Here is a 13,699-nt window from a genome sequence, read left to right on the forward strand (position 1 = left end):
ACCCCACCGGCCCACTGATCACGCGGCGCTGCGCCACAATGACCGGGGACGGGCGGAGCCGGGCTACGGGAGGGCGTACGGGGATGGCGCACGCGCGGCGGTCCATGCAGGAGCTGATCCGGCAGCGCAGACGCACCGGGTTCGTGGGCCGGAACACCGAACGGGCGGCCTTCCGGGAGAACTTCGACTTCCCGCCCGAGGACGAGCGGCACCGGTTCCTGTTCCATGTGCACGGCGACGCGGGGGTCGGAAAGACCTTCCTGGTCAGGGAGTTGGAGCAGATCGCCCGGGAGCGCGGGGCCCTGACGGCGTACGTGGACGAGAGCGTCGGCAGCGTGCCGGAGGCGATGGCGGCGATCGGCCGCCAGTTCGCCTCCCGCGGCTTTCGGTGCAAGGAACTGGAACGCCTGCTGGCCGCGCACCGGGAACGCCGGCACGAGGCCGAGGCGGCGGTGGCCGGGCTGGCACCGCAGGCCGAGGGCCCGTCCGCGGCGAGCACGACGGCGGTACGGCTGGGCCTCGCGGGCATCGGGCTGCTGCCCGGCGCCGGCCCCTTCGTCGGGGCGGTCGACGCCGCCCGGCTCGCCCAGGGAGCGGACCGGTTACGGGCCGGCCTGAGCGCGCGCTTCCGGAGCCAGGACGACGTGCAACTCGTTCTGTCACCCGAGCAGAGCCTCACGCCGGTGCTGCTGGCCGAGCTGACGGACATCGCCGCCCAGGTGCCGTGGGCCGTCCTGGTTCTGGACACGTACGAGGTGACGGCCCCGTTCCTGGACGGGTGGCTGCACGACGTGATGGCGACGGACCGCTACGCCGGATCGCTGCCCGCGAACGTCGTCGTGGTCACCGCCGGTCAGCGCCGCCTGGACCCCGCCCGCTGGAGCGGCTTCGCCGACTTCGTCCAGGAGGTGCCCCTCGGGCCGTTCACGGACGGCGAGGCGCGAGGTCTCCTCGCCGGCAAGGGCGTCGTGGCGGAACCGGTCGTCGAGGAGGTGATCCGCCTCACCGGAGGACTGCCGGTGCTCGTCTCCACGCTCGCCGAGGCCCGGCCCACCGGCCGTGAGGACGTGGACGACCCGAGCGCGACGGCCGTGGAACGCTTCCTGAAGTGGGAACAGGACCCCGTACGACGGGCGGCGGCCCTCGCCGGCGCGCTGCCCCGACGGCTGGACGCGGACGTGTTCCGTGCGGCGGTGGACTGCTCCGGGGAAGAGGCCGCACCCCTCTTCGCATGGTTGCGCGGCATGCCGTTCGTCACCGAGCGGGGCGACGGGCTGCGGTACCACGACCTCGTCCGCGCACCGATGCTGCGGTTGCAGCGCCGGCTGTCCCCGCGCGGCTGGGCGGAACGGCACGAGCGGCTGGCGGAGGTCTTCGCCGGCTGGCGCGCCCAGGCGGCGCGGGACCTGCGGCCCGATGAGCGGTGGGAACAGGAGAACTGGCGCGAGCCGCGCCTGGAGGAGACGTACCACCTGCTGTGCGCCCGGCGCCTCACGGCCCTCGGTGAGGCGCTGGGGGACCTGGTCCTGGCCTGCCGCGAGGACCGTGTGCTCGGCGGCCGGTGGGCGCGGATGCTCCAGGACGCGGGGGACGTCACGGACAGCGCCGTTCTGGAGGAATGGGGGCGGCGCCTGGGGGAGGCCCTGTCCGACGAGACGGCCGGGCTGCTCACGGCCATGGACCTGCTCCTGGCGCGGCCCGGTCTGGGCGCCCGCGGCCGGGCCGCGGCCCACGCGGTGCGGGGCAGGGAACTCCGGTACGACGGTGAGTACCGGCGGGCACTGGCCGAGTACGACCGGGCGGTGGAGCTGGACCCCGAGCTCGTCCGGGCCCACTACGGCCGGGGCGCCACCCTCGTGCTGCTGGCCGACTTCCCGGGAGCGCTGGCCGCCTTCGACCGCGCCGACGAGCTGGCTCCCGACACGGCGTGGATCATCGCCGAGCGAGGGGAGACCCTGCGCCTCCTCGGCCGGTTCGAGGAGGCGCTGCACGAGTGCGACCGGGCCTGCGCCCTCGACCCGACCGACGCGTACCCGCTGGCCTCCCGGGCGGCGTGCGGGCACGCGCTCGGGCGGTACGACGTCGCGCTCGCCGACTTCGACCAGGCGCTGAGCCTCGACGAGGACTACCTGTGGGCGCTGGTGAGAAGGGCTCGGCTGCGCCGGACCCGGGAGGAATGGGACGAGGCGTTCGCCGACCTGGACCGGGCGGTCTCCCTCGCGCCCGACTCCGCGTGGGTCGCGTCCGAGCGGGGGGACTCCTACCGGATCGCCGGCCGCTACGAGGAGGCCGTCACCGAGCTCGGACGGGCCGTGTCGCTCGACCCCGGCCATGAGTCGGCCCTGGCGAGCCGGGGCGCCGCCCTGCTCGAACTGGGCCGGACCGAGGAGGGGCTGGCCGATCTCACCCGTGCCGTGGAACTGGATCCCGGCTACTCCTGGGCGCTGGTGATGCGGGCCCGGGCGAGGGACGGGCTGGGAGACCAGGGCGGCATGTTCGAGGACCTGCAACGCGCGGTCGACGCGGATCCGGACGCCGACTGGGTCGGGCTCGAACTGGCCGACCTGTACCGGATCACGGAAGGCCATGACCAGGCGATCGCGCTCTACCGAGGGCTGCTGGCCCGGGAGCCGGAACACGCCGACGCGCTGGCCGGTCTCGGAGCGACCCACCGCGCCCGCTCCGAGCACGCCGACGCCTTCCGTTTCCTGGACCGGGCGCTGGCCATCGCCCCGGACTACGGCTGGGCGTACCGGCAGCGCGCCCTCGCCTGCCTCGCGACCGGCCGGACCGACCAGGCCGTGGCCGACCTGGACCGGTGCGTCGCACTGGACGAAGCGGCGGACTGGGCACGGGCGAAGGCGATCGAGCTGCTGATGCTCGGCGACCGGTGGGAGGAGGCGCTGGCCCGGCTGGCCGACGCCCGGCGGACGGCGCCGTCGGACGACGAAGACATGGACATCCTGTGGGCCGTGGCGCACCGGCACACCGGCCGGCAGGCCGAGGCCCGGCGGAGCGCGGAAGGGCTGCGCGTGTCCGATCCGGTGTCCGGGACCTACCAACTGGCTCTGACCGTGAGCAGGTTCGAGGGCTGCGGCGCCGCCGCGGCGCTGTGGCGGGAACTGGTACGGCTGGTGCCCGGCGCCGCACTGGACGCGGCGCAGCACCTGATGGGGCGGTGCATCACGGGGTGGGGCCTGGGTGACTGGGAGGCGGCCGACCGGGCCCTGACCGGTGTACTGGCCGCCGGACCGGCGTGGGACGACCTCGCGGAGCTCGCCGGCGTCCTCACCGTGCTGCTGCACAGCCCAGAAGCCGACCGGTCCCGTCTCGCCCCCCGCCTGGCGGCGGTCGCCGCCGCCCGCGACGCCGTCCGGGCGCGTTACGCGAGATGAGCGGCGACGGCCCGGCCGGATGTGCCCCTCCGTCACTCGAACGGCCCCTTCCCGTTCGATTACAGTGCTGGGCGTCGTACGTACGGACGGTGCCGTGAGGGAGGTCGGGGTGAGCGCGACGTCGGGTGCCGTCTGGGGACGCGGCGAGCAGCAGGACTTCCGGAGCCGGGTGCGGGGCACGCTGCTCGGGGTGGCCCTGGGGGACGCGCTCGGGTCGCCGGTGGACGGGCTGGGGCTCGACGCGATCCGGGAGGCGCACGGCCCCGAAGGGGTCGTGGACCTGGTGCCCGCGCACGGGCGGCGCGGTGCCGTCACGCACTTCACCCAGCTCACGCTCTTCTCCGTCGACGGACTGATCCGGGCGCAGGTGCGGCGCGACACCGGAGCCTGGCATCCGCCGACCGATCTGCACCGGGCCTACCTGCGGTGGGCGGCGACCCAGTGGGACTGGGGGCCCGACGAGCGCCGCAAGGACGACGGATGGCTGGCCCGCGAGGAGTGGCTGTACGCCCGCAGGGACCCGGCGCGGGCGCTGCTCGCCGGGCTCGGGGACGACACCATGGGCACCTTGGACGTTCCCAAGAACCCCGGGGAGGCCGGGCCGGAGGCGGCCGCCCGGTCCGCGCCGTTCGGGCTGCTCGTCGGGTGGGAGCCGCAGCTGGTCGTGCAACTGGCCGTGGAGTGCGCCGCACAGACCCACGGGCATCCGACGGCCTGTCTCGCGGCGGGGGCGTACGCCGTGATCGTGCACGGTCTCGCCCGTGGCGACGGGCTCGACGGCGCCGTGCAGAAGGCGCTGGCGCTGCTCGCCGTACGGCCCGGGCACGAGCCGGTGTCGGACGCCCTCCAGCACGCGCTGGGCGCGGTGCGCCAGGGCATGCCCACCCCGGTCCGGGTGGAGGAGCTGGCCGGGGCGGGTACGGCGGAGGGGCTGCTGGCCGTCGCCGTGTACTGCGCGCTCGTCGGCGAGGACGTACGGCACGGGTTGTGCCTGGCGGTGAACCAGAGCGGTCCCTCGGGCGCGGCGGGCGCCCTCACCGGCGGGCTGCTCGGCGCCCTGCACGGCGAGACGGCCCTCCCGCCGGCCTGGCTGGCCGAGCTGGAGGGCCGTCCCACCCTGCTGGTCCTCGCGGACGACTTCGCGATGGAGATGACCCAGGGGCCCGCGCTGCACGGGCCCGCCGGATCGGCTCCGGGCTGGCTGGCCAGGTATCCGCGCGGGGCCTCGGAAGTCCTCGGGCGTCACGGGGCCTGAGGGGTCCTACGACGGCTGGGTGCCCACCACGTCGTCGCCCGCTCCGGCCTGTGCCGGGACCGCCACCGCGCCCGCCGAGGTGCCGTCGCCGTCCCCGTCGGTGTTGACCAGCTCGATGATCGCGAGCCGTTCGGGGGTGTCCTCCGGCCTGACATAGCCGATGGCGATGTAGAGGACCAGGGACACCGCGAGCGGCACCGACACCTGGTACTGGAGCGGTACGCCGCCGTCCACGTTCCAGTTGATCGGGTAGTTCACCAGCCAGAAGGCGAGCAGTCCGGCGGCCCAGCTGGTGAGCGCGGCCGTCGGGCCGGAGCGGCGGAACGTGCGCAGCAGGCCGAGCATCATCGGGATGGCGATCGGGCCCATCAGGCCCGCGACCCACTTGATGACGACCGTGATGATGTCCTTGAAGGTGGGCGAGTTGACCTGGGTGGCGACGGCCATCGACAGGCCGAGGAAGACCACCGTCGTCACCCGGGCGGCGACCAGGCCGCTGCGCTCGCCCCAGGCCCGCGCCCGTCGCGACAGCACCGGCGCCACGTCCCGGGTGAAGACGGCCGCGATGGCGTTGGCGTCGGAGGAGCACATGGCCATCGTGTGGGAGAAGAAGCCCACGATGACCAGGCCCAGCAGGCCGTGCGGAAGGAGCTGCTCGGTCATCAGGGCGTAGGAGTCGGAGCCGTCCGGCTTCTGCGCGTGCACCAGCAGCGGGGACATCCACATCGGGAAGAAGAGGACGACCGGCCAGACGAGCCACAGGATCGCCGACAGGCGCGCCGAGCGTTCGGCCTCGCGGGCGCTGCCCGTCGCCATGTAGCGCTGGGCCTGGTTGAGCATGCCGCCGTTGTACTCGAAGAGCTTGATGAACAGGAACGCCAGCAGGAAGACGGTGCCGTAGGGGCCGACGAGGGGCTTTCCGTGGCCGTGCAGGGCCGGTTCGTCCCAGGCGCCGAGGAAGCCGATGCCCTTGTCGTTCAGCTTCAGGACCACCGCGACGAACATCGACAGGCCGGCCAGCAACTGGATGACGAACTGGCCGAGTTCGGTCAGCGCGTCCGCCCACAGGCCGCCGATGGTGCAGTACACGGCGGTGATCGCGCCGGTGATGAGGATGCCCTGGTTGAGGCTCACGCCGGTGAACACGGACAGCAGGGTCGCGATCGCGGCCCACTTGGCGCCCACGTCCACGATCTTCAGCAGCATCCCGGACCAGGCGAGCGCCTGCTGGGTGGAGAGGTTGTAGCGGTTCTTCAGGTACTCCAGCGGCGAGGCCACACGCAGCCGGGAGCGCAGCCGGTTGATGCGCGGCGCGAACAGTCTCGAGCCGATGGCGATGCCCAGCGCGATCGGGAACGACCAGGTGATGAAGGAGGTGACGCCGTAGGTGTAGGCGATGCCCGCGTACCCGGTGAACATCACCGCGCTGTAGCCGGACATGTGGTGCGAGATGCCGGACAGCCACCAGGGCATCTTGCCGCCCGCGGTGAAGAAGTCGCTGACATCGTCCACCCGCTTGTGCGACCAGAGGCCGATCGCGACCATCACGCCGAAGTAGCCGATGAGCACGGTCCAGTCGAGACTGTTCATGTGCCCCCTTCCAGGGTCCGCCTTGTGAACTCCGCTCAGCTGGTTGGCACTTCGCCTGAGCGGGGTAAGGGCGAGGAAGGCCGCGAAGTGCCCGCTCATCGTGGGTGGGGTTACGCGGGCACGACAAGGAAGTGTAAGGTCAAGAGCGAGTAAAAAGGTTCTGGCTGTTGACCTTGGTTCATCTACGTGAACCGATGGGGCGGATGGCAGGGCGGAAAGGGAGGAGTCCGGTGGGAGGAGGAGCCGAGGGGTGCGCGGAAACGCGCAGAGCCCCCTCGGCAAGGACGGCGAACTGGTCGAGGGGGCTCTGGGCGAGGCGCCCTGTGTGTCTGGAGCGCCCGCCGTGCTGATTCAGTTGTCGGTCTGTTGATCGCGGCGTCGGGGGGAGGATCGGGGAGATCCTCCCGTTCACGCCTTGATCGATGCCACGAAGGAGTTCCACGCGTCGGCCGGGAAGCCGAGCACCGGGCCCTCGGGGACCTTGGAGTCCCGGACCGCCATGGCCGCGACCACCGGTGACTTGACCTCGACGCATGCGCCGTTGCCCGTGGAGTACGAGGACTTGGTCCACGTCTCCGTGGCGCCCTGACGAATTGCCATTTCTGCTCCGGATTGCCTGTGGAGTGGTTGAGTTGCTGTCACCGCACGACGCGTTCGGCAGGAACCCACAGCGCGGTTTGCGCCAACGGTGTTGCTCGATGGCGTGATCGACGCTACCCGCCACACTCCGCGGCCGACGCGGCCGTTCACTCGACCGGATGGCATATTCCAGCGGGTCTTCCCTCCACACGCGGTGAGGGTGTACGGTGCCCGCCTCTCAGGCTGTGTACCCCGCGTACTCCTTCGCGATGCCGGCGATGAACTGGCGCGACTGCTCCACGTTCAGCGCCTGCGCCCGCAGGTGCTCGTACATGACGCTGTACTTCTGGACGTCGTTCGCCTTCTCCAGATACAGGTCGCTGGTGACACCCTCGATGTAGACCACGCTGGAGTCGGCCGCGTCCGGGAACTCCAGGATGGCGTACTGGCCGTTGAGACCCGGGTGCGCGCCCATGTCGAAGGGGATGACCTGTACGGTCACGTGCGGCAGCTGCGACTGCTCGACCAGATGCTCCAACTGCTCGCGCATCAGCGCGCGGTTGCCGACGGCCCGGCGCAGGGCGGCCTCGTCGAGGACGGTCCACAGGCGCAGCGGGTTCTCCGTCGCGGAGATTCGTTCCTGCCGACGCATCCGGACCTGGACCCGTTTGTCGATGTCGGCGGGCGCCGTCTCCGGCAGCGCGCCGGCGATCAGGGCCTCCGCGTACTGACGCGTCTGGAGCAGGCCGGGGACGACCTGAGGGTCGTACACCCGAAGGCTCGCCGCGTCCGTCTCCAGACCGATGTAGACGCTGTACGGGATGTCGCCGAACGAGTGCCACCAGCCCTGCTGGCGCGAGTCCTTGGCCATCTGCATCAGCGAGTCCACGATCCGGTGGTCCTCCACCTCGTAGACCCCGCACAGGTCACGGACGTCGCGCTGGCTGATGCTGCGCCGGCCGTTCTCCAGGCGGCTGATCTTCGACTGCGAGACCAGCAGTCGCTCCGCCACCTCCTCGGCCGTCATGCCCTTGAGCTCGCGGAGCCTGCGCAGCTCCTGGCCCAGCCGGCGCCGCCTGACGGTGGGATTGACATTGGACGCCACGGGACGTGCACCTCCGGCTGCATGCCTCTACTTTGCGTATCTGCTGCTGAGCAGACTGCCACCAAGGTGCTTTCTACCGCTGGGAAACGCCGGATATGCGGCGACCGCGGGCCGGTTCGGACTTCGGTGCGCGCCGGTCGTGCGGTCGAGCGGGGTGTCGAGACCGGACGCTCTCGACACCCCGCTCGGACCAGCGGCTCCCGAACCGGGTCTGGGGACGTGCGGTGCGGCGTTCGTACGCTGCGGTTCTTGCCCTGTCGTGCCGGTGCGCCGTGCTGCCGTGCGGCCGTGCTGCGGTCCGTGCGCCCTGCTGTGCGTGCGCGCGGTCTCAGTGGGCCACGGCACGCGCCATGGATCCGTGGCGCGGCTGCATCGGAACGCCCCGGGCGGGTTCCGGCGCGGGCCTGGCTCCGGCGGTGGCCTGACGGCCCGCCGGTCCCGGGCTGCGGCGTGGCTGGGCCGCCGCACCGTTCTGGACGTCCATCACCGCGTGCGCCACGAGGCCGCCCATCGGGTCGTGCCTGATCAGGTCCCGCAGCCGGGAACGGGACGAGCGGCCCTCGTTGCCCGGATACAGGTGCTTGCCGAGGCCGACCGCGTGCGCCAGCGCGGCGAGCGCCGCCGTCCGCGGGTCCGGCGGCACGCCGGTGCGGATCGCGGAATCCAGCCGGGCCCTGATCTCACGGCTGATGGCGGTGTCTGTCGCCTGGTAGCGAGTGGTCGGCAGCACCCCGCACATCTGACCCGGCACGGCGGCCACCATGCCGCACCGCTCCAGATGCGAGAGATAGGTCTGGCGGAGCCCGAGACGCGGCCCGCCGATCCAGTGGACGGCCCGTACCGGAGCGCCGCGCCTTCGCAGCAACTCCAACGCGCAGTCCAGAGTCGGATCTCCTGTCGGCCGTGGCACCACCACGGCGATACGATCCCCGTCTGGGGCTATCCGTCCGGCCAGCGCCAGCTCCACTAGCTGTGCTCCGGCCAGACCCAGGTCGAGCGACTGCGGCTGCGCAGTGGTACCCGTGGCCGGGTCCAGTGCCAGCAGCAGAAGCTCCTCCGGAAGTGTTCTGCGGCTCCTGCCCATCCATGCCTCCCCGCGTGGATGAATGACAGGGTGACCCCTCTCACATTGGTCTGTCGAGGGTGCGTGACCGGTTCGTAGTGGAACCGGTAGGTATGTCGTTCTCGTCTTCCGCGTGGGTTTGGCCCGTGCACAGGACACTGGTACATGGTTCGGACAGCGGTACGGCACGCGGGACGTGCGGCACATGGAGGAGGCATCGGTGGCGGGCGAGTCCCCCGACAAGTCGAAGCAGCGCGAGTCGTCGGCAGAACCGACGTCGGGGAGCGCGGGTCCGGTTCCCGAAGCCAGGGGCGAGGCGCGTGATGTTCGCGATCCTCGGCTCGCGCTGGCGGGGGAGTCCGGTACGCCCGAGAGCCGCGGCGGCGTGGATACGGCCACGCGGGTGCTCTCCGTACGGGATCTGGTGACGGATGCCGAGAAGGAATCGGCGGAGGCCGATGAGGCCGATGAGGCTGATAAGACCGACAAGGGCGGTAAGGCCGATGACACCGGTACGGGCGAAATGGTCGAGAAGGCCGAAAAGTCGGTAACGCCCGAATCGGGCGAGAAGGTCGAGGAGGTCGAGAACCCGGCCGATTCCGCCGATGCCGAGGCTGAGTCCGACACCGAGACCCGGGACGACGAGGCGGCGGTCTCGGACGGGGGCGACGACAGGAGCGATGCCGACGCGGCGGGCGACGCCCGCCTGCGTGCGGCCGTGGCCGCGTGGGTGGATTCCGCGGACGCCGGGAAGGGTACGGGCGACGCCGACAAGGCGGAGGAGAAGCCCGAGAAGCCCGAGAAGGCCGAGGCCAAGTCCACCGAGGACGCGCCCGAGCCCGAGCCCGAGCCCGAGAGCGAGCGTGAGCCCGAGCCCCCGGTCGACCAGCCCACCGCCGTCTTCAAGGCGCCCCGGCCCGAGCCCGCCGTCGACCAGCCCACCACCATGCTCAAGCTGGGCGGCGAGAAGAGGGACGCCGCGAAGGCCGACGCCGAAGCCGACGCGAAGGCCGGCAGGACGAGCGACGAGCGGAAGCCGGCCCCCAAGGCCGGCGAGTCCGACGTCGAGCGCACCAGCAAGTTCGTCGCGCTCAAGCCGCTCGACGCGCCGGAGACCCGCAAACCGCAGCCGAAGCACCAGTCGCAGCCACAGTCGCCGTCGAAGCCGCGACCGCAACCGCAGCCTCAGCCGAAGCCGGCACCCAGCCCGGCGCAGCCGAAGCAGCAGCCGCAGCCGAAGCCGCAGCCGAAGTCGCAGCCGAAGTCGCAGCCAGGGGCCCAGCCCCCCGCCGCGCAGACCGGTCCGATCGGCCTGGAGCGCACCACCCAGCAGCCCCTGCCGCCCAAGCCGCCGCTGGACCTGCTGGCCGAGCTGACGAACACTCCGCCGCCGCCGGAGACGCCGCTGCGCACCGTGGCGCGCCGGGTGAAGATCTGGACGCCGCTGGTCGTGCTCCTCGCGATCGTCTTTGCGATCGTTCAGGCCGTACGCCCGCTGCCGTCCCCCACTCTGACGCTCACCGCCAAGGACAGCTACAGCTTCGACGGCGACAGGGTGAGCCTGCCCTGGCCGAGCGAGGGACAGGGCTGGATGGACGGCGAGGGCATCGGCACGATGGACCACTTCGGCAAGCAGACGCCGGTGGCCATCGGTTCGGTCGCCAAGACCATGACCGCGTACATCATCCTCCGGGACCACCCGCTGAAGCCGGGTCAGGACGGCCCGAAGATCGAGGTCGACGCGACCGCGGAGAAGGAGGGCGGCTACGACAAGGCCGGCGAGTCCACGCTCAACACCGTCAAGGCCGGCGACTTCCTGACCGAGAAGCAGGCCCTGTCGGCCGTCATGATCCCGTCCGCGAACAACATCGCGCGGCTGCTGGCGCGTTGGGACGCGGGCTCCGAGGCGGCGTTCGTCAAGAAGATGAACGACACAGCCAAGGAACTGGGGATGACCGGCACGACGTACACCGACCCCTCGGGTCTGAAGGAGACCACCGTCTCCACGGCCGAGGACCAGGTGAGGCTCGGCAACGCGGTCGTGAAGATCCCGGCGCTGATCGCCATCACCAGCGCGGCCAGCTGGACGGACCCCTCCGGCCAGAACTGGCGGAACTACAACGAGCTGCCGTTCAAGATGGGCGCGATCGGCATCAAGACCGGCACCACCACGGCGGCCGGCGGCAACCTGCTGTTCGCGGCCCGCAAGAACGTCGGCGGCCAGACCGTCACCGTGGTCGGCGCGATCCTCGGCCAGCACAAGCCGTCGATCCTGGACACGGTCAACGCGGTCAGCAGGACCGCGCTTCAGGCCGCCGAGGACGCGCTGACCTCGGCGAAGATCCTGAAGAAGGGCGATGTCGTCGGGTACGTCGACGACCAGCTCGGCGGCCGCACCCCGGTCGTGATCACCAAGGACGTCACGGCGGTCGGCTGGGCCGGGCTGAAGGTCGAGCTGTCCCTGGCCGTCGGACGCCTGCCGCACTCCGCGAAGGCCGGGACCAAGGTGGGCACGCTCACCGTCGGTGACGGCGCGCAGGGAGCGGTACGGGTCCCCGTGGCTCTCCAGGGCGACCTCACCGAGCCCGGCTTCGCGGACAAGCTGACTCGCATCGGCTGATCCGCATCGGCTGACGCGCATCGGCTGATCCCCATCGGCTGATCGCCTGGGCCGGCGCGCCGGACGTCCGGTGCACCCCGCACCCCGTCGGGGAGCCCCACCCGGGAGCTCCCCGACGGGGTGCGTGCTAGCGTCACGAATCGGGGCACGTCGCCGGTCGCGAGGCGCGGCCGCGAACAGGAGACGGGACACGGGGAGTGCCTTCAGGTGGCCACTGCGGAGCCGACACGCGCCGACGACGCCGAGCGGGGACCGGGAGCCGGCCCGCGAATAGGTTCGTCCACGACTGACGCCGGTCGCGACCGGGTCCGGGTCGCGGTGACGGCGTTGCGGGAGCGGATGCTGCGGCATCCCGTCCTGTCGATCACCGGCCTGGCCGGAGTACTGCACATCGTCTGGTTCTTCACGTTCGCGAACAGTGGTGGCGACCTCGCGGCGCAGGACGCGTGGGCCGAGTTCGTCGGCCGGCACCCGGACTCCGCGTACAACCTCGCCTGGTACGGCGGCATGCACCCGGTGTCGTACAGCGTGGTGTCGCCGTATCTGATGTCGGTGCTCGGCGTCCGTACGACGATGATGATCGCGGGCACGGTCTCCGCGGGCCTGCTGACGCTGGTCCTCATCCGCAGCCGCGCGGTCAGGAACCCCCTGTGGGCGGCGCTGGCCGGGGTCTTCGGGCTGCTGTGCAACGCGGTCTCGGGCCGGGTGACGTACGGCCTGGGCACGATGTTCGCGCTGGGCGCGCTGGCCGCCGTGTTCTGCTGGCCGTACCGCTGGCGCCACAAACGCTGGGCGAAGGCGCTGGTCGCCGCCCCGCTGGCGGCGCTCGCGACCATGGCCTCGCCGGTCGCGGGCCTGTTCGTGGGCCTGGTCGCGGTGGCCCTGTTCCTTCAGAAGCGCCGCCCGGGTGCCTGGGCGCTCGGTCTGGCGCCGAGCCTCGTGGTGGCCGTCTCGGCGTTGCTGTTCCCCTTCTCCGGCACCCAGCCCATGGCCTTCGGCTCGGTGATCCTGCCGCTGGTGTACGCGGTCCTCGCCGCCGTCCTCGTCCCCCGGCAGTGGAAGACGGTCCGGATCACCTCCTGGGTCTACGCCCTGTCGGTCGTCGGGGTCTGGCTGATCAGCTCCCAGATCGGCTCCAACATCACCCGGCTGGCGATGCTCTTCGCCGGGATGGTGCTGGTGGCGGTGCTGCCCTTCAAGGTCCCGCGCTCGCGCGAGTGGTACACGGTCGTGCTGGCCCTGGTCGGCTTCGTCGGCTGGATCGGCTTCAAGTCGGTCGACGACATCGTCCACACGGCACCCGCCGCGTCCTGGTCGCGCGAGCTGGCACCGCTGGTCAACCAGTTGCAGAAGGTCGGCGCGGAGAAGGGGCGCGTGGAGGTGGTCCCGGCCAGCTCCCACCGCGAGGCCTCGGCGCTGGCGCCGTACGTCAACCTGGCCCGCGGCTGGAACCGCCAGGCCGACATGCAGCGCAACCCGCTCTTCTACGACGACACGCTCAACTCGGCCAACTACCACGAGTGGCTCCAGCGCTGGGCCGTGCACTACGTGGTGCTGCCCAAGGGCGAACCCGACGGCGACGGCGGGCAGCGCGAGCGCGCCCTGGTGCAGCGCGGCATGCCGTATCTGCGGCAGATCTGGGGCGACGCCAACTGGCAGCTGTTCAAGATGACCGACCCCAAGCCGCTCGCCGAGCCCAACGCGGTCGTCGACCGCGCCGAGCAGGGCGAGCTGACCATCGAGGTGCGCGAGCCGGGCCGTATCCTCATCCGCATCCCGTACTCGCCGTGGCTCAGCCTCGTCGACGAGCACGGCAAGAGCCTCAAGGCCCCCCAGGAGACCGACGCCTCCAAGCACCGCGCCCAGGGCACCCCGAAGACCTACGACAACACCAACGGCTGCCTCGCCCAGGCCCCGGAGGACGTCAAGGGCGACAAGTGGACGACACTGCTCGCGCCCCGGGCGGGCACCTACCGCCTGGCGGCCCCGTACCAGCTTCCCCGGGGCACGCCGTGCCCGGACGAACTGAAGTGACGGACTGAGGCGACGGACTGAGGCGACGGACTGAAGCGCCGGACTGAAGCGACGTCGA

At 71.6% G+C, this 13,699-nt stretch carries 8 protein-coding genes; 4 read left to right on the forward strand and 4 right to left on the reverse strand.

Annotated elements, in window-relative coordinates:
• Positions 1-83: 83 nt before the first annotated feature.
• The gene (locus ABZ484_RS00660; protein WP_358863694.1) at positions 84-3,395 is read left to right on the forward strand and encodes a tetratricopeptide repeat protein; all 3,312 of its coding nucleotides are present in this window, start codon (positions 84-86) and stop codon (positions 3,393-3,395) included.
• A gap of 109 nt (positions 3,396-3,504) precedes the next feature.
• On the forward strand, positions 3,505-4,650 hold the full coding sequence (locus tag ABZ484_RS00665) for an ADP-ribosylglycohydrolase family protein (protein ID WP_358863695.1): 1,146 nt from the start codon (positions 3,505-3,507) through the stop codon (positions 4,648-4,650).
• Between the two features lie 6 nt (positions 4,651-4,656).
• Here the strand turns inward: ABZ484_RS00665 and ABZ484_RS00670 are convergent, their stop codons facing one another.
• The 4 genes from ABZ484_RS00670 to ABZ484_RS00685 form a co-directional block, all read right to left on the reverse strand.
• The gene (locus tag ABZ484_RS00670; protein ID WP_358863696.1) at positions 4,657-6,240 is read right to left on the reverse strand and encodes a sodium:solute symporter family protein; all 1,584 of its coding nucleotides are present in this window, start codon (positions 6,238-6,240) and stop codon (positions 4,657-4,659) included.
• Between the two features lie 408 nt (positions 6,241-6,648).
• Positions 6,649-6,840 carry a DUF397 domain-containing protein gene (locus ABZ484_RS00675; RefSeq protein ID WP_030165206.1) on the reverse strand — a complete coding sequence of 64 codons (192 nt, stop codon included), beginning with the start codon at positions 6,838-6,840 and terminating at the stop codon, positions 6,649-6,651.
• 217 nt (positions 6,841-7,057) lie between these two features.
• The gene (locus tag ABZ484_RS00680; protein WP_358863697.1) at positions 7,058-7,924 is read right to left on the reverse strand and encodes a helix-turn-helix transcriptional regulator; all 867 of its coding nucleotides are present in this window, start codon (positions 7,922-7,924) and stop codon (positions 7,058-7,060) included.
• 328 nt (positions 7,925-8,252) lie between these two features.
• Entirely contained in the window at positions 8,253-9,008 is a 756-nt protein-coding gene (locus ABZ484_RS00685) for a GPP34 family phosphoprotein (protein WP_358863698.1), read from the reverse strand.
• Between the two features lie 184 nt (positions 9,009-9,192).
• Here ABZ484_RS00685 and ABZ484_RS00690 point away from each other — a divergent pair, with 184 nt between their 5' ends.
• Complete coding sequence (locus tag ABZ484_RS00690) at positions 9,193-11,607, forward strand: D-alanyl-D-alanine carboxypeptidase (protein WP_358863699.1); 2,415 nt, start codon at positions 9,193-9,195, stop codon at positions 11,605-11,607.
• A 207-nt stretch (positions 11,608-11,814) separates the two neighbouring features.
• Positions 11,815-13,641, forward strand: a complete 1,827-nt coding sequence (locus ABZ484_RS00695; RefSeq protein ID WP_358863700.1) for an MFS transporter — start codon at positions 11,815-11,817, stop codon at positions 13,639-13,641.
• The last annotated feature ends 58 nt before the right edge of the window (positions 13,642-13,699 follow it).

The organism is Streptomyces sp. NPDC006393 (assembly GCF_040628575.1).
Classification (GTDB): domain Bacteria; phylum Actinomycetota; class Actinomycetes; order Streptomycetales; family Streptomycetaceae; genus Streptomyces.